General features: G+C 69.8%; 21 protein-coding genes. 16 read left to right on the top strand and 5 right to left on the bottom strand.

Translation table 11 applies throughout. From position 1 onward, the window contains the following. Positions 1–25: 25 nt before the first annotated feature. On the bottom strand, positions 26–640 hold the full coding sequence (locus ACFMRZ_RS34030; RefSeq protein WP_400182314.1) for a GNAT family N-acetyltransferase: 615 nt from the start codon (positions 638–640) through the stop codon (positions 26–28). 90 nt (positions 641–730) lie between these two features. Here ACFMRZ_RS34030 and ACFMRZ_RS34025 point away from each other — a divergent pair, with 90 nt between their 5' ends. Then, complete coding sequence (locus tag ACFMRZ_RS34025; protein WP_400183036.1) at positions 731–1624, top strand: TetR/AcrR family transcriptional regulator; 894 nt, start codon at positions 731–733, stop codon at positions 1622–1624. A gap of 10 nt (positions 1625–1634) precedes the next feature. Beyond that, positions 1635–3143 carry a leucyl aminopeptidase gene (locus ACFMRZ_RS34020; protein ID WP_280271802.1) on the top strand — a complete coding sequence of 503 codons (1509 nt, stop codon included), beginning with the start codon at positions 1635–1637 and terminating at the stop codon, positions 3141–3143. A 90-nt stretch (positions 3144–3233) separates the two neighbouring features. On the opposite strand, the gene ACFMRZ_RS34015 is transcribed toward ACFMRZ_RS34020, so the two are convergent. Beyond that, on the bottom strand, positions 3234–4157 hold the full coding sequence (locus ACFMRZ_RS34015; protein ID WP_400182312.1) for an AraC family transcriptional regulator: 924 nt from the start codon (positions 4155–4157) through the stop codon (positions 3234–3236). An 84-nt stretch (positions 4158–4241) separates the two neighbouring features. Between ACFMRZ_RS34015 and ACFMRZ_RS34010 the strand changes: the two genes are divergently transcribed. Further along, positions 4242–4895, top strand: coding sequence for a peroxiredoxin-like family protein (locus ACFMRZ_RS34010; RefSeq protein WP_400182310.1), 654 nt, complete (start codon positions 4242–4244; stop codon positions 4893–4895). 36 nt (positions 4896–4931) lie between these two features. On the opposite strand, the gene ACFMRZ_RS34005 is transcribed toward ACFMRZ_RS34010, so the two are convergent. After that, the gene (locus ACFMRZ_RS34005) at positions 4932–5276 is read right to left on the bottom strand and encodes an oxidoreductase (RefSeq protein WP_280271805.1); all 345 of its coding nucleotides are present in this window, start codon (positions 5274–5276) and stop codon (positions 4932–4934) included. A 331-nt stretch (positions 5277–5607) separates the two neighbouring features. On the opposite strand from ACFMRZ_RS34005, the gene sucB reads away from it, so the two are divergent. From sucB to ACFMRZ_RS33970, 7 genes are all read left to right on the top strand, one after another. Next, positions 5608–7377, top strand: coding sequence for a 2-oxoglutarate dehydrogenase, E2 component, dihydrolipoamide succinyltransferase (gene sucB, locus ACFMRZ_RS34000; protein WP_400182308.1), 1770 nt, complete (start codon positions 5608–5610; stop codon positions 7375–7377). A 20-nt stretch (positions 7378–7397) separates the two neighbouring features. Then, positions 7398–8300, top strand: coding sequence for a TIGR01777 family oxidoreductase (locus ACFMRZ_RS33995; RefSeq protein ID WP_400182306.1), 903 nt, complete (start codon positions 7398–7400; stop codon positions 8298–8300). A gap of 81 nt (positions 8301–8381) precedes the next feature. Next, positions 8382–8924, top strand: coding sequence for a GNAT family N-acetyltransferase (locus ACFMRZ_RS33990; protein WP_400183035.1), 543 nt, complete (start codon positions 8382–8384; stop codon positions 8922–8924). Then, complete coding sequence (lipB, locus tag ACFMRZ_RS33985) at positions 8921–9736, top strand: lipoyl(octanoyl) transferase LipB (protein WP_400182304.1); 816 nt, start codon at positions 8921–8923, stop codon at positions 9734–9736. The genes ACFMRZ_RS33990 and lipB overlap by 4 nt, the downstream gene beginning before the upstream one ends. 21 nt (positions 9737–9757) lie before the next feature. After that, positions 9758–10813 (top strand): lipoyl synthase, encoded by a 1056-nt coding sequence (lipA, locus tag ACFMRZ_RS33980; protein WP_400182302.1) that lies wholly within the window; start codon positions 9758–9760, stop codon positions 10811–10813. A gap of 106 nt (positions 10814–10919) precedes the next feature. Continuing rightward, complete coding sequence (locus ACFMRZ_RS33975) at positions 10920–13118, top strand: elongation factor G-like protein EF-G2 (RefSeq protein WP_400182300.1); 2199 nt, start codon at positions 10920–10922, stop codon at positions 13116–13118. Between the two features lie 55 nt (positions 13119–13173). Further along, on the top strand, positions 13174–13917 hold the full coding sequence (locus ACFMRZ_RS33970) for a DUF4191 domain-containing protein (protein ID WP_400182298.1): 744 nt from the start codon (positions 13174–13176) through the stop codon (positions 13915–13917). A gap of 49 nt (positions 13918–13966) precedes the next feature. On the opposite strand, the gene ACFMRZ_RS33965 is transcribed toward ACFMRZ_RS33970, so the two are convergent. After that, positions 13967–14425: an RDD family protein gene (locus ACFMRZ_RS33965; protein ID WP_280271811.1), complete on the bottom strand. Its 459-nt coding sequence runs from the start codon at positions 14423–14425 to the stop codon at positions 13967–13969. Between the two features lie 397 nt (positions 14426–14822). On the opposite strand from ACFMRZ_RS33965, the gene glnA reads away from it, so the two are divergent. From glnA to ACFMRZ_RS33950, 3 genes are all read left to right on the top strand, one after another. Beyond that, on the top strand, positions 14823–16259 hold the full coding sequence (gene glnA, locus ACFMRZ_RS33960; protein WP_280271812.1) for a type I glutamate--ammonia ligase: 1437 nt from the start codon (positions 14823–14825) through the stop codon (positions 16257–16259). A 107-nt stretch (positions 16260–16366) separates the two neighbouring features. Further along, positions 16367–16639, top strand: coding sequence for a type II toxin-antitoxin system Phd/YefM family antitoxin (locus tag ACFMRZ_RS33955; RefSeq protein ID WP_280271813.1), 273 nt, complete (start codon positions 16367–16369; stop codon positions 16637–16639). After that, complete coding sequence (locus tag ACFMRZ_RS33950) at positions 16636–16887, top strand: type II toxin-antitoxin system RelE/ParE family toxin (RefSeq protein ID WP_400182295.1); 252 nt, start codon at positions 16636–16638, stop codon at positions 16885–16887. The genes ACFMRZ_RS33955 and ACFMRZ_RS33950 overlap by 4 nt, the downstream gene beginning before the upstream one ends. A gap of 33 nt (positions 16888–16920) precedes the next feature. Here the strand turns inward: ACFMRZ_RS33950 and ACFMRZ_RS33945 are convergent, their stop codons facing one another. After that, positions 16921–17802: an oxidoreductase gene (locus tag ACFMRZ_RS33945; RefSeq protein WP_400182293.1), complete on the bottom strand. Its 882-nt coding sequence runs from the start codon at positions 17800–17802 to the stop codon at positions 16921–16923. 91 nt (positions 17803–17893) lie between these two features. On the opposite strand from ACFMRZ_RS33945, the gene ACFMRZ_RS33940 reads away from it, so the two are divergent. From ACFMRZ_RS33940 to ACFMRZ_RS33930, 3 genes are all read left to right on the top strand, one after another. Then, positions 17894–18490 (top strand): TetR/AcrR family transcriptional regulator, encoded by a 597-nt coding sequence (locus ACFMRZ_RS33940; RefSeq protein ID WP_400182291.1) that lies wholly within the window; start codon positions 17894–17896, stop codon positions 18488–18490. 36 nt (positions 18491–18526) lie between these two features. After that, on the top strand, positions 18527–18727 hold the full coding sequence (locus tag ACFMRZ_RS33935) for a hypothetical protein (protein ID WP_400182289.1): 201 nt from the start codon (positions 18527–18529) through the stop codon (positions 18725–18727). Positions 18728–18865: 138 nt separating this feature from the next. Continuing rightward, entirely contained in the window at positions 18866–19777 is a 912-nt protein-coding gene (locus ACFMRZ_RS33930; RefSeq protein WP_400182287.1) for an oxygenase MpaB family protein, read from the top strand. Positions 19778–19830: the final 53 nt, after the last annotated feature.

The following is a 19830-nucleotide window of genomic DNA, read 5'->3' as shown; positions in this document are numbered from 1 at the left end:
CACCGCACGCCCCGACAGCCCGGGCTCAGCCGGCGAACCACATGGGGTAGAGGGTGGGGCCGTTCTCGGGGAGGACGATCGGACCGCCCTGATGGGCGAAACCGTGGCGGGCGTACAGCCGCGCGGAGCGCTCGGTGCTGGCCTCGAGGTAGGCGGGCAGACCGTCGTCCGCGGCGGCCTTCACCCGGGCCTCGACGATGGCTCCGCCCGCGCCCGAGCCGCGGTGCCGCGGGAGGGTGACGATCGCATGGAGGTAGCGGTGCGGGAATTCGGTGGGATGACGCTCGGCGATCGCCGCGGTGACGGCCGCCATGCGGCGGAACGGTGGGAGCGCGGTGCTTTCGAACAAGTGCCGCGCCTCCTCCGCCTCCTGCCGGATACGGTCGAGGTTCGGCACCGTCTGCCACAGTGACACCGACCAGATGTCGTCGGCTGCACCGGCTACCCAGATCTCGTCCTCACGCAGGGCGCGGGCGACCACCTCGGGCGCGTACTCGGCGCGGAACCGCTCCGCGATGTCGGGATGGCCGTCCATCACCCACGCCGAGACCGCCTCGTCGGCGCTCGCCTCGGCGAATACCCGCGCCACCGTCTCGGCCTCCGCCGGTTCTGCGCGGCGCACCGTCAGCTGTGTCTGCATGTGACCTCCCGATAGTGAACACTGTGTCTGGCTGCCAAGGTATGGGTCTGCTGGCGGAGATACGAGCATTTCGTCACACTGCAATGTGTGATGAAATCCGGACCGGCCTGCGTCGCGTGCGGCGCGGCGATGACGCAGCCGCAGCGTGGCCGCCGACGCCGGTACTGCTCTCGCGCGTGCCAGGCCCGCGCCTACCGCGCCCGCCGCGACACCGTCGAGATTCCGCCTCGCCGCGCCCGGCCGCGACGGCTCACGTCGGTCGGAATCGTCCGAGCCGCAGTGGAATTGGCCGACCGCGAGGGCCTGCGAGCCCTGTCCATGCGCCGGCTCGCGACCGAACTGCGGGTGGCGACCGCCGCCCTGTACCGGCACTTCTCCGACCGCGACACTCTGCTCGCCGAGATGGCGGAACTGGTCATCGCCGAAAGTCCGCCGCCGCCAACGGATCTCACGGGCTGGCGGGACCGCATCGGCTACGAGGCCCGTGCGGAATGGCAGCTCTACCGGCGGCATCCGTGGATGCTGGCGGTCCTCGCGCAGACCCAGCCGCCGGTGGGCCCGGCACTACTCGACAGTTTGGAGAGGTTCTTCACCGCCCTCGCCGGGGCGGGCGTCGACCGCGACGGGGTGCTCTCGATCTACTTGTCGGTCTCCGGTCTGGTCCAGGGCCTCGCGCTGCTCCCCGGTTCCGAACACTCGCCCGACCCCGCCGGGGCCGAGGCATTCCGCGCCACGGCCCTCGAGCTGGTCTCCGCACACACCTACCCGACCCTGTCCCGCTACTTCGCCGCGCCGGCCGACACCATCGACCTGGATTTCGATCGGCTGCTGGAGAACGCCCTCGCCCTGCTTTTCGACGGAATCGCGGCCCGGCACCCGTACCTCGGAAACGGCCGATCGGAGCCTTCCACCGCGGCGCTCGACGGCTCCGCCGTGACGCCACACGTACCCGGCCCAACGCTCACAAATCCGCCCGACCAGTAGCCTTGTCCGCATGACAGCTGTTGCAGATCGTTCGCTCGGACCGGAATTGGCACGCACCGTAGACATCGGCGCCGACACCGATGTGCTCGTCATCGGGCTCGTCACGACCGACGACGGACCGGCGGTCGCTCCGGACGACGCGTTCGACGACGTGCTGAGCGCGGAGGTCCGCGCGGCGCTGGCCGAGCAGTTGCGGGCCGTCGGGGCGAAGGGCAAGGCGGAGGAGCTGACCCGGATCCCCGCGCCGGCGGGCCTGGATGTCACCAGCGTGCTCGCGGTGGGTCTGGGCTCGGCGGACAAGCTCGACGCGGAGCAGATCCGCAAGTCGGCCGGGGTCGCGGGGCGCGCGCTCGCCGGGGTGGGCACCGCCGTCACCACCCTGTCGGGGCTGGATCTGGGCGCCGCGGCCGAGGGCTTCTATCTCGGCGCCTACACCTTCACCCCGTTCCGATCGGGGAAATCCGCGCCCAAGCCGGACGAACAGCCGGTGCGGCGCGTCGAATTCCTGGTCCCCGAACCGGGTTTCGGCGAGGAGGCGCTGTTCCGGGCGCAGAGCACCGCGGAGGCCGTCGCCACCGCCCGCGACTTCGTCAACACCCCGCCCAGTCACCTCTACCCGGCCGAATTCGCCGCGCGCGCACAGCAATTGGCCGAGGCTGCCGGGCTGGAAGTCGAGGTGCTCGATGAAAAGGCGCTGGAGGCACAGGGTTTCGGCGGCATCCTCGGGGTCGGCAAGGGTTCCTCACGACCGCCGCGGCTGATCCGTATCACCCACCGCGGCGGGGCCAAGAAGGTCGCCCTGATCGGCAAGGGCATCACCTTCGATACCGGTGGCATCTCGATCAAGCCCGCCGCCAACATGGAGAACATGACCTCGGACATGGGTGGCGCGGCCGCGGTCATCGCGACCGTGCTGCTGGCGGCGCGGCTGAGCCTGCCGATCACGGTGACGGCCACCGTGCCGATGGCGGAGAATATGCCGTCCGCGACCGCCCAGCGTCCCGGCGACGTGCTGACCCAGTACGGCGGCACCACCGTCGAGGTGATCAACACCGACGCCGAGGGACGGCTCATTCTGGCCGACGCCATGGTGCGCGCGGGCGAGGACGAGCCCGACTATCTCATCGACGTCGCCACCCTGACCGGTGCGCAGTTGGTCGCTCTCGGCACCCGGACCCCGGGCGTGATGGGCACCGACGAGTTCCGTGACCGCGTGGCCCGCGTCTCCCAGGAGGTCGGCGAGAACGGCTGGGCCATGCCGCTGCCCGCCGAACTGCGCGCCGACCTCAACTCGAAGATCGCCGACCTGGCCAATGTGACCCCGCACCGCAACGGCGGCATGCTCGCGGCCGGGCTCTACCTCAAGGAATTCGTCCCCGAGGGCGTGCAGTGGGCCCACCTCGACGTCGCGGGCCCCGCCTACAACACCGGCGGCCCCTTCGGCTACATCGGCAAGGGCGGCACGGGCGTCCCCGTCCGCACCCTCATCGCGGTCTTGGACGACATCGCCGCCGAGTAGGACCGCCATCCGGCCTGTGCGGACACGATCTGTGTCGTCACGGCGGATTCGGCCGTGTCGACTGGGATTGTGTCCGCGCAGGCCGGGGTTTCAGGAGGCGGGTTGGCGGCGGGTGGTGCGGTAGGCGGTGGGGGCTTGGCCGTGGATGCGTTTGAAGGCGCGGGAGAAGGCGAATTCGGAGGCGTAGCCGATGCTGCGGGCTACCGTGGCGACGGAGTCGGGGCTGTCGCGGAGGCGGCGGGCGGCCAGTTCCATGCGCCAGCGGGCGAGGTAGGTCAGGGGTGGTTCGCCGACGAGGGTGGTGAAGCGGCGGGCCAGGGTGGCGCGGGAGATCCGGACCCGGTCGGCCAGTTCGGCCAATGTCCAAGGGTGCGAAGGGTTTTCGTGTAGCAGGGCCATCACCCGGGCGATCTCGGGGTCGCGCAGCGCCAGCAGCCAGGACGCCGCCGCCTCGGTGCGCGACTCCGTCCACGCCCGCAGCGCGTGAATGAACAGCACGTCCACCAGCCGGTCGACCACGGTCTGCGTGCCCGGCCGCTCGGCGCCCACCTCGGCGCCCAGCAGCGTCAATGTCGCGGCCAGTTCGGGCCGGTGCGCGGCCTGTTCGGCAGACAGGTGCACCACCGGCGGCAGCAGCGTGAACAGCGGATGGGAACCGTAGTCGTCGTAGTGGTAGGCGCCGCAGACCGTACGCGTGCGGGGCCCGGGCCCGTCGAGCACGATCGCGCGGCGGCCGGGCGGCGGGGCTATCTGCCCGTAGGGAGTCAGCGGTGCGTCCGGCGTGCTCGCCAGCGCGTGCCCGCCACCGGTCGGCAGCAGCACGAAGTCGCCGGTCGCCAGCCGCAGCGGCGGCGCCTCGGCGCGCAGCAGCCAGCACTCACCGTCCACGACGGCGTGGAACGCGGCCATCGGCACCTCGTCCAGCCGCACACCCCACGACCCCGCCGCGGTCAGCTGGGCCATCACGACACCGGCGACACCCGTCGCGGCCAGCACATCGGTCAGCACATCCACCGCACCAGTGTATGAGACTTCCGGCTATGGATTCGCGACGTCCGGCCATGGTCGCGGCGGCACCGCCCCCTTACTCTCGTCTACATGCCAGAAAGCTACGCGCACAACCTGATTCGATTCGAAGAACAGTACGCCGGACTGCTGCCGGAGGACCTGCTGAAGCGGGCGCAGGACCATGCCGGGAGTCTCAGCGACCTCGGCTCCGACGCTCTCACCGCGGGCGCCCTCGCTCCGGACTTCACCCTGACCGACCAGCGCGGGGCGCCCTTCCACCTCGCGGCCGCCCTACGCACCGGCCCGGTCATCGTGTCGTTCTATCGCGGCGGCTGGTGCCCGTACTGCAACGTGCAACTGCACACGCTGCAGCAGGCGTTGCCCGAATTCCGCACCCACGGTGCACGACTCGTCGCGATCTCCCCGGACCAGCCGGACGATTCGCTGTCCACGGCCGAGCGCCACGCCCTGGAATTCGATGTGCTGTCCGATCCGGACAATCGCGTCGCCCGCGCCTACGGACTCCTGTTCACGGTGCCGGAGAACGTTCGCGACATCTACCGCACGGCGGGCGCGGACCTCACGGCCACCGACGCGAAGCTGCCGATCCCCGCTACCTACGTCGTCGGCACCGACCACCGCATCCGCTACGCCCACGTCGACGGCGACTATCGGCAGCGAGCGGAGACCGCCGACCTCCTCGCCGCCCTGGGCGACCACGCGCCGACGGATGCCGCGGGCTGATCGGCGACCACTGAAACGGCTTGCGGCACCGGACCGTCAGGGGTTGGGTTCGCCCAATTCCCGTTCCAGCGCCCGCTTCCGCTCGATGCGACGGCGGGCGTCGAAGTCTCGCATGCGCTGCGGGTAACCGGTGCGGCCGACGTCGTAGACGGGGATGCCGAGGCGGCCGGACAGCCGCCGGGCGCCTTGCTCCCCGACTATCCGCCGCGTCCATTCACCATCCGTGGCAACAAGAACCACCGTGACATCGGTCACGGTGGTTTTCGGCTCCACGTAGGCCTCTACGCCGATATGGGTGCGGACCCAATCGTCCAGATAGCGGAAATCGCCGGCACCGGAACCACCCGGCCCGCTGCGGCGGAAACGATCCAGCAAACCCATCTCCGCCCCACCTCCTCGCTCCAAGAACCGGACACGCTCGGACCCGGTCCATCGATACTGCCAGTAGGACGGCGTGCGCGGCGGGAGCCGTGTCCGCCCGCCGCGAACACCGCCGCCCGGAACGGGGTAGCACCCCGGACACGGCACGCCCTGTGCTACGCGCCGCGGCGGCGAGTGCAAGGATGGAGACTCGGAACATGAACCACACACGGATCTCCGGTGCCACACAGAATATTCGGTGGCAGTTCGGGCAGCCGCCGCCATCGCGGTGGGCGTCCGCCGAGAGACGAACTGTTGTAGACCCGTCGAGCAGTTAGAGGAGTCAACGGACATGGCCTTCTCCGTCCAGATGCCAGCGCTTGGTGAGAGCGTCACCGAAGGCACCGTGACCAGGTGGCTGAAGCAGGAAGGAGACACGGTCGAGGTCGACGAGCCCCTGCTCGAGGTCTCCACCGACAAGGTCGACACCGAAATCCCCTCACCGGCGGCCGGCGTGCTGACCAAGATCGTGGCTCAGGAGGACGACGTCGTCGAGGTCGGCGGCGAGCTCGGCGTGATCGGCGAGGCCGGCGAGGCCCCCGCATCCGAGCCGGCCCCTGCCCCCGAAGCCGCCGCCCCGGCGCCCGCCCCCGCACCGGCCCCGCAACCGGCCGCCCCCGCTCCGGCTCCGGCGCCCGAGCCCGCCCCCGCGCAGTCCGCCGCGAGCGGTACCTCCGTGAAGATGCCCGAGCTGGGCGAGTCGGTCACCGAGGGCACCGTGACGCGCTGGCTGAAGCAGGTCGGCGAGCAGGTCGAGGTCGACGAGCCGCTGCTGGAAGTGTCCACCGACAAGGTCGACACCGAGATCCCGTCGCCGGTTGCCGGCACGCTGCTGGAGATCAGCGCGAACGAGGACGATGTCGTGGCCGTCGGCGGTCAGCTCGGCGTCATCGGAAGCGGTTCCCCCGCTGCCGCTCCCGCGCCCGCACCGGCACCGACCCCCGCGCCCGAGCCGGCCGCTCCGCAACCCGCCCCGGCCCCCGCACCTCAGCCCGCACCGGCCGCTCAGCAGGCTCCGGCACCCCAGCCCGCGCCCGCCGCCCAACAAGCCCCGGCTCCCCGGCCCGCCCCCGCCGCTCAGCAGGCGCCCGCGCCCGCCGGAAACGGCGAGGCGCCGTACGTCACCCCGCTGGTCCGCAAGCTGGCCGCGGAGAACAACGTCGACCTGGCCGCGATCAAGGGCTCGGGCGTCGGCGGCCGCATCCGCAAGCAGGACGTGCTCGCCGCCGCCGAGAGCCAGAAGCCCGCGGCGCCGCAGCCCGCCGCCGCACCGGCCGCGGCCCCGGCCGCGCAGTCCGCCGCCCCCGCCGCCTCGGTCGGTGTGCGGCCGCAGCTGCAGGCCCTGCGCGGCACGGTCCAGAAGGCCAGCCGCATCCGGCAGATCACCGCGGTCAAGACCCGCGAGTCGCTGCAGACCACCGCGCAGCTGACGCAGACCCACGAGGCCGACGTCACCAACATCGCGGCACTGCGGACCCGGGCCAAGGACGCGTTCAAGGAGCGCGAGGGCGTCAACCTGACGTTCCTCCCGTTCTTCGCCAAGGCCGCCGTCGAGGCGCTGGGCGTGCACCCGAACGTGAACGCCTCCTACAACGAGGACACCAAGGAGATCACCTACCACTCGGCCGTGCACCTGGGCATCGCGGTGGACACCGAGCAGGGCCTGCTCTCCCCGGTCATCCACAACGCCAGCGATCTGTCGCTGGCCGGGCTGGCCCGTGCCATCGCCGATATCGCCAACCGGGCCCGCACCGGCGGCCTGAAGCCGGACGAACTGGCCGGCGGCACCTTCACGATCACCAACATCGGCAGCCAGGGCGCGCTGTTCGACACCCCGATCCTGCTGCCGCCGCAGTCGGCGATGCTGGGCACGGGCGCGATCGTGAAGCGGCCGGTGGCGATCGCCGACAACGGCAACGAGTTCATCGGTATCCGCTCGATGTGCTACCTGCCGCTGACCTACGATCACCGCCTCATCGACGGCGCCGACGCGGGCCGCTTCCTCACCACCATCAAGCACCGGCTCGAGGAGGCCGCGTTCGAGGCCGACCTGGGCCTGTAACGGGAGAACTCGGTTACCGCATGAAGGTTGTGATCGCCGGATCCTCCGGGTTGATCGGGACGGCGCTGGTGGCGGCCCTGCGACGGGACGGGCACGAGGTGGCCCGCCTGGTGCGCCGTCGCGCGGCCGGTCCCGACGAGTTCTCCTGGGATCCCGTCCGCGCCCGGGTGCCGCAGCCGGCGCTGCGGGGCGCGGACGCGGTGGTCAACCTCTGCGGCGCCGGTCTCGGGTCACGGCGCTGGACCGGCAGCTTCAAGCAGGAGCTGCGGGACAGCCGCCTCACACCCACCGACGTGCTCGCCGAGGCGGTCGCCGCCGCGGGCGTGCCCACGCTGGTCAACGCCAGCGGCGCGCACTACTACGGCGGCGGCGCCGGCGACCGCGTGATGACCGAATCCGATTCCGCGGGAACGGGTTTCCTCGCCACGCTGTGCCGCGACTGGGAGGGCGCGACGCGACCGGCGGCGGACGCGGGCGCGCGCGTGGTGTTGCTCCGCAGCGCCATCGTGCTCGCCCGGCGCGGCGGCATGCTGGGCATGCTGCAACCGCTGTATTCGCTGGGCCTGGGCGGCCGGCTGGGCGACGGCCGCCAGTACCTGCCGTGGATCTCGCTCGACGACGAGATCGGCGGCATCGTCTTCGCCCTCACCCACGACGCCGTATCCGGCCCGGTGAACCTGACCGGCCCCGCCCCGGTGACCAACGCCGAATTCAACCGCGCGCTCGGCCGTGCCATCCACCGCCCGGCCCCGTTCGTGGTCCCCGCCTTCGCCCTGCGCCTGGCCCTCGGCGAGTTCGCCGACGAGGCGATCCTGCACGGGCCCCGCGCCATCCCCACGGCCCTCGAATCGGCCGGATACCGCTTCCAGCACAACACGATCGGCGAGGCCCTCACCGCAGCCGTAGGCAAATCGTCCGCCTGACCGGACGACGACCGGCCTGGTTCTCCGGACGCCGCCATGCGCCGCTACCGTCGTCCCGTGGGCGAGAACGGAACGGTCGGTGTGGTGATCCGGGACGCGCGGGAGACCGATCTGCCGGAGATCCTGGCGATCCACAACAACGCCATCGCCGCGACGACCGCGATCTGGGATACCGAAACGGTCGGACTCGAGGAGCGGCGGGCGTGGTTGCGGGACCGCCGGGCCGCGGGCTACCCCGTGCTGGTCGGGGAAATCGACGGCGCGGTCGCGGGGTACGCGAGCTACGCGCAGTGGCGGCCGAAATCGGGATACCGGCAGACCGTGGAGAATTCGGTGTACGTCGCCGACAGCTATCAGCGCCGCGGCGTCGCCACCGCCTTGCTGACGGAGTTGCTGACGCGGGCCGAGCGGTCCGGCCGAGTACACGCGGTGATCGCCGCGATCGAGTCCGCCAACACCACCTCGATCACGCTGCACGAGCGGTTCGGCTTCCGGATCGTGGGTGAGCTGCCCGAGGTGGGCCGGAAGTTCGACCGCTGGCTGGACCTGACATTGATGCAGCTCACGCTGCCTGTCGACCCTCTCCCGGAGCCCGGTAACCATGGCGTAACCTCGCTCTGGTGAGCGAGCCTGCCAGCGCACCTTCTTCTCGGGGCGAGCCTACGAGCAAACCTGCGTCGACCAGCGGCCCCGGCGGCCACCGCGCCACAGGCTCGGCCCGCTACGACGACACCCCCGTTCTCGTCGAAAACCTCGGCCTCATCGACTATCACAGCGCCTGGGACATCCAGCGCGCCATCGCCGCGGAGCGAGCCGAGGGCCGCGGCCAGGATCGGCTGCTGTTGCTCGAGCACCCCTCGGTGTTCACCGCCGGCCGCCGCACCGAGGCGGGCGACCTGCCACTCGACGGCAGCCCGGTCGTTCAGGTCGACCGCGGCGGCAAGATCACTTGGCACGGTCCGGGGCAATTGGTCGGCTACCCGATCGTGCGGCTGGCCGAGCCGCTCGACGTCGTCGATTACGTGCGCCGTCTGGAGGAGGCCCTGATCACCGTGTGCACCGGCTTCGGCGTCGGCTGCGGCCGCGTATCGGGCCGCTCCGGCGTCTGGGTGCCCGCGACCGCCGCCCAGCCGGAACGGAAGGTCGCGGCGATCGGCGTGCGGGTGCAGCGCGGCGTCGCCCTGCACGGCATCGCCCTGAACTGCAATTCCGCCCTGGAAGGCTTCGAAACGATAGTGCCCTGCGGCATCCACGACGCCGGGGTGACGACGCTGAGCCGGGAGCTGGGCCGCGAGGTCACCGTCACCGAGGCGCTCACCCTGGTCTCCGACGCGATCCTGCGCGCACTCGACGGCACGCTGCCCGTCACCGACCACGATGTCGCCCGGGTCACACCCCTCGGCAACGGGAACGGAGCACCCGCCGCAGCCGAATGATCACGGCGTAGCATCGGTCCGGTGACCTCCGTCGACACCCCGACATCGAACCGCTCGGCACCACAGAACGCCGCAGCGCCCAACGGCCGCAAGCTGCTTCGCATCGAGGCCCGCAACGCGGAGACCCCGATCGAGCGCAAACCGTCGTGGATTCGCACCCGCGCCACCATGGGCCCGGAGTATTCGGAACTCAAGGGCCTGGTGAAACGCGAAGGGCTGCACACGGTCTGCGAAGAGGCGGGTTGTCCCAACATCTTCGAATGCTGGGAGGACCGCGAGGCCACCTTCCTCATCGGCGGCGAGCAGTGCACCCGCCGGTGCGATTTCTGCCAGATCGATACCGGCAAGCCGGCCGCGCTGGACCGCGACGAGCCGCGCCGGGTCGCCGAGAGCGTGCATACCATGGGGTTGCGCTACTCCACCATCACCGGTGTCGCGCGCGACGACCTCGAGGACGGCGGCGCCTGGCTGTACGCGGAGACGGTGCGCGCCATCAAGCGGCTCAACCCGCACACCGGCGTGGAGCTGCTGATCCCGGACTTCAACGCGATCCCCGAACACCTGGCCGAGGTGTTCTCCGCCCGGCCGGAGGTGCTGGCGCACAACGTGGAAACGGTGCCCCGGGTCTTCAAGCGCATCCGCCCCGCCTTCCGCTACGAGCGGTCGCTGCAGGTCATCACCGCCGCCCGCGAGGCCGGGCTGGTCACCAAGTCCAATCTGATCCTCGGCATGGGCGAGACCCCGGAGGAGGTCACGCAGGCGATGCGCGACCTGCACGAGGCCGGTTGCGACATCCTCACCATCACCCAGTACCTGCGGCCCTCGCCGCGGCACCACCCGGTCGAGCGCTGGGTGAAGCCGGAGGAGTTCGTCGAGCACTCCCAGGCCGCCGAGGAGATCGGGTTCGCGGGTGTCATGGCCGGGCCGCTGGTTCGCTCGTCCTACCGCGCCGGCCGGTTGTACGCCCAGGCGATGAAGCGCCATGGCCGCGAACTGCCCGCCGAGATGGCCCACCTCGGCGACGAGAGCACCGCCTCCCAGGAGGCCACCTCGGTGCTGGCCCGCTTCGGTTCCTGACCTCTCCCGGGACGCGTCCCGGGATCTCACGAATCGCTGACAGGCCGCGGCCTCCGGTGGGAAGCTCGGATAACCGCAGGTGTCGACTCCGGGAGCGAGGACACACATGGCCGAGAGAGCGAGCACATCGGCAGGCGCCAACGGCACGACCATCACGGCCGCCCGCCCCGACGCGATCCGCAATGTCGTCCTGGTCGGCCAGAGCGGCTCGGGCAAGACCACGGTGGTGGAGGCCCTCGCGGTCGCCACCGGCGCGGTCGCCCGGGCGGGCCGGGTCGAGGACGGCACCTGCGTCTCCGACTACGACGACATCGAACAGCGACAACACCGGTCCGTCCAGCTGTCGGTGGTACCGATCGGCTGGGACGGATTCAAGATAAACCTGCTCGACACACCGGGTTACGCCGATTTCGTCGGGGAGCTGAGGGCCGGTCTGCGCGCCGCGGACGCGGCCCTTTTCGTCGTCTCGGCCGCCGCGGGCGCGGCGGGTGTGGGCGGGCAGACGATGGCGCTGTGGGAAGAATGCGCGAGCGTCGGCATGCCGCGCGCGCTGGTGATCACCCACCTCGACGCCGCCCGCGCCGATTTCGACGAGATCACCGCGACCTGCCGCGAGCTGCTCGGCGGCGGCGCGGCGGAAAGCATGCTGCCGCTGCACCTTCCGGTGTACGGGCCGCGGGGCGCCGACGGGCACCGGCCCGTGACCGGCCTGATCGACCTGCTGAGCACACATGTCTTCGACTACTCGGCGGGGGCGCACACGCAGGCCGAGACCACCCCCGACCAGGCGGCGCTGATCGACCAGGCCCGCGGGCGGCTCATCGAGGGAATCATCGCCGAGAGCGAGGACGAGACCCTCATGGACCGGTACCTCGAGGGCGCGGAGATCGACCTCACCACCCTGGTCACCGATCTGGAGCGGGCCGTCGCCCGCGGCACCTTCCACCCCGTCCTGATCGCGGCGCCGCCGCCGGAGGGCGCCCGCGAGGGACTGGGCATGGTGGAGATCCTGGAGCTGATCACGCGCGGATTCCCTACTCCCGCAGAGCATTCCGTGTCGGCGTCCCGAGTCGACGGCGCACGTCCGGTCCCGCTGTCCTGCGATCCGGACGGCCCGCTGGCGGCGGAGGTGATCCGCACCGCGTCCGACCCGTACGTCGGGCGGCTGTCGCTGGTGCGGGTGTTCTCCGGGACGCTGCGCGCCGACGACACGGTGCACGTCTGCGGGCACGGCCCGGTCGAGGAGCGCAATCACGACATCGACGAGCGGGTGGGCGCGGTGTCGCTGCCGTTCGGCAAGCAACAGCGTCCGCTGGGTCAGGCCATCGCCGGGGACATCGCCTGTGTGAGCAAACTCGGGCACGCCGAGACCGGTGACACGCTGTCGGCCAAGGACGCCCCGCTGCTCATCGAGGCGTGGCGGATGCCGGAACCGTTGCTGCCGGTCGCCATTCGCGCGCACGGCAAGGCCGACGAGGACAAACTCTCGCAGGGGCTGGCCCGGCTGGTCGCGGAGGATCCGGCGGTGCGACTGGAGCAGAACGGGCAGACCCGTCAGCTGGTGCTGTGGTGCCTGGGCGAGGCGCACCGCGAGGTCGCGCTGGAGCGGCTGCGGTCGCGGTTCGGCGTGCAGGTGGACACGGTCGAGCACCGGGTCGCGCTGCGCGAGACGTTCGGCAGTACCGCGACCGGGCGCGGACGGCACGTCAAACAGTCGGGCGGGCACGGCCAGTACGCCATCTGCGAGATCGAGGTGGCGCCGCTGCCGGAGGGCTCGGGCATCGAGTTCGTCGACAAGGTGGTGGGCGGAGTCGTGCCGCGGCAGTTCATTCCGTCGGTCGAGAAGGGCGTGCGGGCGCAGGCGGCGAAGGGCGTGGCCGCCGGGTATCCGCTCGTCGATGTGCGGGTGACGCTGTTCGACGGCAAGGCCCATTCGGTCGACTCCTCCGATTCCGCCTTCCAGACCGCCGGTGCACTGGCGTTGCGGGAGGCGGCCGCGACCGCGCGCATCAGCCTGCTGGAACCGATCGCCGAGGTGGCGGTCACCGTCTCCGACGACTATGTCGGCGCCGTGCTCAGCGACCTGTCGAGCCGCCGCGGCCGGGTGCTCGGCACCGAACCCACCACCGCCGCGCGCACGGTGATCCGCGCCGAGGTCCCCGAACTCGAACTCAGCCGGTACGCCATCGATCTGCGCTCCCTCGCCCACGGCAGCGCCCAGTTCACCCGCGCCTACACCCGCCACGAGCCGATGCCCGCGCAGCGCGCCGACGCTCTGCGAGCCCAGTCGAACGGTTCGGGCTGAGGCCGCCCACGTCCCCCCGCCGAAGCGACCGGGCATCCCCGATATCCTGGTGACCATGGCAGCAGGTAAGGGCGGGAAGCCGTCCAAGGAAGCGAAGGCCGCGGCGAAGGCGGCGCGCAAGCAGGCGTCGAAGGAGCGGCGCCAGCAACTCTGGCAGGCGTTCAACATGCAGCGCAAGGAAGACAAGCTGCTGCTGCCGCTGATGCTCGGCGCGTTCCTCGGCATCGCCGTGGTGCTGTTCGTGATCGGCCTGTTCGTGCACCTGCAGTGGTTCTTCCTGCCGGTGGGTCTGCTGCTGGGCGCGCTGGTGGCGTTCATCCTCTTCGGGCGCCGGGTGCAGCGCAACGTGTATGCCAAGGCCGAGGGCCAGGCGGGCGCGGCGGCCTGGGTGCTCGACAATCTGCAGGGCAAGTGGCGCGTCACCCAGGGTGTCGCCGCCACCACCCAGCTCGACGCCGTGCACCGCGTGATCGGCCTGCCGGGTGTCATCCTGGTCGCCGAGGGCTCCCCCTCGCGCCTGAAATCGCTGCTGGCCCAAGAGAAGAAGAAGACCGCCCGGCTCGTCGGCGACACCCCGATCTACGACGTCGTCATCGGCAACGAGGAGGGCCAGGTGCCGCTCAAGGGCCTGCAGCGCTACCTCACCAAGCTCCCCCGCAACATCGACACCAAGCGCATGGACCTCATCGAGGGCCGTCTCTCCGCCCTCGCGACCCGCGGCGGCCCCGCCCTGCCGAAGGGCCCGCTGCCGGCCGGCGCCAAGATGCGCGGCATGCAGCGCACCATCCGCCGCCGCTGAGTATTTCGCGTCAGGCCCGCGTCCCCCGAGGCGCGGGCCTTTGTCGTCGCTAACGCGAACGGACGAGGGCGGTGCCGGTGGCGCGGTCGTGCATGCCGCGGCCGTCGGAGTCGGTGAACAGGGCGGGGACCACGAAGATCAGCAGCACCTGCCGCGCCAAGGCGCGCACGACACCGACCGTGGCCTCGGCATCGACGCGAATCACGCGCAGGCGCAGGAAGTATTGGCCCGGAGTGAACCCGAACAACGTCACCGTGACGACACCGATCACGAACCACACCAGCAGCGTGAGCGTGTTGATCGAGCCGCCCCGCGCGATGATCGCGGCGATCCCCATCGCGATGAACCAGTCCACGAACAGCGCGACGATCCGCCGCAGCAGCGACACCAGCGACCCGGCGCCGGATTTCGGCAGCCCCAGCAGTTCGCCCGGATACTCGCCCGTGCCCGGCTGATCCGGGTCCGCCGCATTCGGTCCGGACAGCCAGGAACCGGTGATTCGCGCCATGCCCCCAGCTTAGGCGGCGGGTTTCTGCCGACCACGTCACACCCGGGACCGCGGCAGCGTCACCGCGCTATTTTCGCGCGACCGGAAAGCATGCGGGTTGCGCGCGGGAAACTCTCCGCCCCGAACACCGCGCGGTGGGTGGCTTTTAACACATGTTTGCGGGGTCTTCACGCCCACCGGCATCCCGGTAGTGGCAGGATATGCGTGCTGGTCGGGCGACGATCGGCCCCGGGCGCGGCAACCAGCCGGTCGGCGCGAGGTCGACGCCTGCGGCCGGCGGTACGTGTAACACTGGCGAAACACAGTCTTGATTGTCGGGAAACACCGCGTCCATAGCGTTCATCTGCGACACCCAGCAATCGGCACAGGCTGGGAACCGATCCGTAAGGAGTACTAAGTGGCGTTCAGCACGGCCGACGAGGTCATCAAGTACATCAAGGAGGAGGAGGTCGAGTACGTCGACGTCCGGTTCACCGACCTCCCCGGTGTGCAGCAGCACTTCTCGATCCCGGCGAAGGCGTTCACCGCCGACCTGGCAGAGGAGGGTCTGGCATTCGACGGATCGTCGGTGCGCGGTTTCCAGTCGATCGACGAGTCGGACATGTTGCTGCTGCCCGACTTCAGCACCGCGCAGATCGACCCGTTCCGGGCCGCGAAGACCCTGAACCTCAACCACTTCGTGCACGACCCGTTCACTCGCGAGTCCTACAGCCGCGACCCGCGCAACGTGGCCCGCAAGGCCGAGGAGTACCTGCGCAGCACGGGCATCGCCGACACCGCGTACTTCGGCGCCGAGGCGGAGTTCTACATCTTCGACTCGATCCGCTACGACTCGGCGATGAACGGCTCCTTCTACGAGATCGAGTCGGTCTCGGGGTCCTGGAACACCGGCGCGGAGTTCAACCCCGACGGCACCCTGAACCGCGGCTACAAGGTCCGCAACAAGGGCGGCTACTTCCCCGTCGCGCCGTACGACCACTACGTGGACCTGCGCGACAAGATCGCGACCAACCTGCAGAACGCCGGTTTCGAGCTGGAGCGCGGCCACCACGAGGTGGGCACCGCCGGCCAGGCCGAGATCAACTACCGGTTCAACACCCTGCTGTCCGCCGCGGACGACCTGCAGCTGTTCAAGTACATCGTGAAGAACACCGCGTGGGCCGAGGGCAAGACCGTCACCTTCATGCCGAAGCCGCTGTTCGGTGACAACGGCTCGGGCATGCACGTGCACCAGTCGCTGTGGAAGGACGGCAAGCCGCTGTTCCACGACGAGGCGGGCTACGCCGGCCTCTCGGACCTGGCCCGGCACTACATCGCCGGCATCCTGCACCACGCGCCGTCGCTGCTGGCGTTCACCAACCCGACGGTGAACTCCTACCACCGCCTGGTCCCGGGCTTCGAGGCCCCGATCAACCTGGTGTACTCGCAGCGCAACCGCTCCGCGGCCGTCCGCATCCCGGTCACCGGCAACAACCCGAAGGCCAAGCGCCTCGAGTTCCGCGCGCCCGACTCCTCGGGCAACCCGTACCTGGCCTTCGCCGCCATGATGATGGCCGGCCTGGACGGCATCAAGCGCAAGCTGGAGCCGGCCGCCCCGGTCGACAAGGACCTCTACGAGCTCCCGCCGGAGGAGGCCAAGAACATCCCGCAGGCCCCCACCAACCTGGCGTCGGTCATCGACAAGCTGGAAGAGGACCACGAGTACCTCACCGAGGGCAACGTCTTCACCGAGGACCTGGTCGAGACCTGGATCTCCATCAAGCGAGAGCAGGAGATCGCCCCGGTCAACCTGCGCCCGCACCCCTACGAGTTCGAGCTGTACTTCGACGTGTAAGTCGCAGCACCGCAACCGTTCTCCCGGAGCCTCAGCCGAGTTCGGCTGGGGCTCCGGCCTTTCCGGGTCGTTCCTATGCGGTCCTCACGTGGTGTAACATGTTGAACATGAGTACACAGAGCTTGAAGGATCTGCGTGCCAAGCTCGGCGCTATCGTCCGCGAGGTCGCCGCGACCGGCGAGGAAGTCGTCATCACCGACAGCGGCACCGAGGTCGCCGTGCTCATCAGCATGGCCGACTATGAACGTCTGCATGAGCACGCCGACGTGGCCGACGCGCTTCGCCTCCGGCACATGCGGGAGAACCCGTTCGAGGCGATGACTCTTTCGGAGATGATCGAAACACTGGGCGTCGACCCATCGACGGTCCTCGCGTCGTGAAGATCGCTTTTCATCCCGAGACTCTCAAACAGCTGCAAAAGCTGCCACGCGACGCCTTCGAGGCCGCGCTACAGGCCATCATCGCGTTGAGTCACGAACCGCGGCCGACCGGCGCGAGAAAGCTCGTCGGCAGCCACAGCGACTGGCGGGTCCGCATCGGCCAGTACCGCATCGTGTACGAAATAGACGAAGCAGCGCAACTGATTACGGTCTACATCGTCGCGAAGCGATCCGACGCCTACCGATAACGTGCGCAGCCGGGCTCCGGCCCCCGAGTAGCACTACACGGAAGTCCGCGTCGACGTCAGATCCTCGGAAGCTGACCACAGGGCGGCCTGGAGGCGCTCGTCGTGGGAGCGCGCGCTCGAGGTCACCGGTTCCGGGTGGCCCTGGATCTCGAAAAGCCCTCCCGGGCCGTAGTATTCGCCGCCGTGCGCGGTGGGGTCGGTGGCGGCACGCAAGGTCGGTAGAGCGCCCATGGCGGGCGTACGCCCAAAAGCCTTGGCAATGGCCAGGTTCGGGATCCGGAACCACGGCGGGGAGTAGCGGAAGACCTCCGTGCTCGCCCCGCCCGGGTGGGCCGCCAGCGCGAAAACCGGGGCGCCCGCGGCCCGCAACCGGCGGTCCAGCTCGTAGGTGAACAGCAGATTCGCCAGCTTCGAATCTGCGTACGGGCTTGTACCGCAAGGCTTTCCGGTCGCGTCGAAGCGTCCGAAGCGATGTCCGATGCTACTCACGGTGACGACCCGGGCATCCGGCGCGAGCATGTCCAGCAGCACGGCGGTGAGCGCGAAGTGGCCGATGTGGTTGATGCCGAACTGGATCTCGATGCCGTCGGCGGTATGACCGTCCAAGCCCGTGACCCCGGCATTGTTGATCAGTAGATCGATGCGAGCATGGCGGCGGCGGACGTCCGCGGCCGCCGCGTGGACCGATTCCAGGGACCCCAGGTCGAGCCGCACCGTGTCGACCACCGCGTCGGGCACCGCCGCACCGATGCGCGCCGCCGCGTCCGCCGCCCGCTCATCGTTCCGGCAGGCCAGCAGGACCGCCGCGCCCCGGGCCGCGAGCGCCCGCGCTGTTTCGTATCCAATTCCGGTATTGCCGCCGGTCACCACCGCGACGCGGCCGTGTTGATCCGGTATGTCCGCCTCTGTCCACATGTCCGCTCCTAAGATGAACTACCTGTTCACATTAAAAGTGAACCACTAGTTCATGTACTGTCAAGAGGAACCGACGAGACGGGAGCTTCCGATGACCGCACGAACCCCCCGCCGAGCCGACGCGCAACGCAACCGGGAGGCCATCCTACAAGCCGCCCGAAACCTCGTGATCGCACGCGGACCGGACGTCGGCATGGACGAGATCGCTTCCGCCGCAGGCGTTGCCGTCGGAACGCTGTACCGGCACTATCCAACGAAGAAGGATCTGATCGACGCGATCGTCACCGAACTCGAAGCCCGGATCACCGCCTCGCTGGACGCCGCGTCCGCCCGCGTCAAGGCCCGCGAATCCACCGCACTGGACGAGATCGTCCGCCTACTTCACCAGGTCACGGTCGAATTGCGCGAGGAACGACTCCTCCGGCACACCGTCACCGACCACGCCGGCGACGCCCTGCGCCGACTCCGGGACAACGCCGCCGCGGCGGTCTCACAACTGATCGCCGCCGCCCACCGCGAGCACAGCCTCTACACCGACATCACGGTCGACGACGTGGTCCTCCTACTCACCACCGCGCCGGACGACAACGCCACGCCCCCAACACAATCCCGCTGGCTGACCCTCGCCCGTCGCGCACTCTCCCCCGAGCCGGGCAAGGCTTCCGGCACGCGGCGCCGACGACCTTGAAACAGACAGGCGGCGGATTCAACGGTCGAGGTGCGGGTGGCAGCCGAGGGAGGCGCTGTACACCGCCGGGCGGCGATCGGCGGCGGGGCGGTGCGCGTGCTCGGCACCGCGAATACGGCCGAGCGCACGGCGGGCGCGGTCACCGAACGTGGGCAGCAGAGGTCGGTTGTCGAAGCGGGGAAGATGAACGCGGATCACAACGGAACTCCTGAAACTTTCGCGGCGCACGCGACATGACGCAGCGTGAGACCCTCATTCTTCCACCGAAAAGCCGCCCGCACCGTTAATTTTCCCGCACGCTTGCCGACCCCACGACATGATGAGATGATTCGGCTGTAAGCCTCTCATATTGTCTAGTGGTCAGAGGAGATCACCATGACCGCGTCGGTAGCCCGGATCGACCGCACCGCCAGCCAACTTCCGCCCCGGCAGCCCTTCCGCCCGGGCACCAAGATGTGGGACGAGACGGGGCTGATCACCTTCTCGCTCACCGCGGGGTCGGCGTTCCTGCTGCAGACCATGGAGCCCACCATCGCCGCCGTCGTGGACGAGCACTCGACCTTCCGCACCGATCCCATGGGCCGCGCCATGCGCAGCCTCGCGTCGGTGATGATGTGGATATACGGCGGTGAGGAGGCGCTGGCCGAGGCGGATCGGCTACGCAAGAGGCACGCGACGCTGAACACGGTCGATGCCGCGGGCGTCCACCACAAGGCGCTCTCGTCCGGCCCGTGGGCGTGGGTGCTGCACACCGGCACCTTCGCCTTCACCGAGGGCAACCGGTACTTCACCCGCGAACCGCTCACCGCCGCGGAGAAGAACGCGTACTACGACGAGGTCGTGCAGTTGATGCGCAATTTCTCGGTACCGCCCAAGGAGATTCCGGCGACCTTCGACGACTGGCAACGGTGGTTCGACGAGATGGTCGACAACCATCTGGTGGCAACGAATGTCGCGCACGACTACCTCCGGGTGATCCGCAACATCGCCCCGCCGACCTTCCTGCCACGGATACTGGCGCCGCTGTGGCGCGCCGCCACCGCACCGATCGGCCGCATGCAGTACTTCTGCACCGTCGGCACCACACCGGAATCCGCCCGCCGCAAGCTCGGCCTCACCTGGACCCCCGCCGACGAGCGCAAACTACGCGTACTGGGCTGGGTAATCGGCCGCACCATCCCCATGCTCCCCGAGCGAATCCGCTACTTCCCGATCGCCTACGAGGCCCGCCGCCTGGAACGGGACCGCGCCCGGCTACGTAAGGTGATCGATCTCCGCCCGTTCTGACGGGGTCCGCGGCGATTCGTCGCCCCGGGGACGCACGTGCTGAACAATGCAAC

The organism is Nocardia sp. N2S4-5, assembly GCF_044628355.1.
In the GTDB taxonomy this organism is placed as follows: Bacteria; Actinomycetota; Actinomycetes; order Mycobacteriales; family Mycobacteriaceae; genus Nocardia; species Nocardia wallacei_B.
This window is presented reverse-complemented; position numbering and strand designations above follow the sequence as displayed.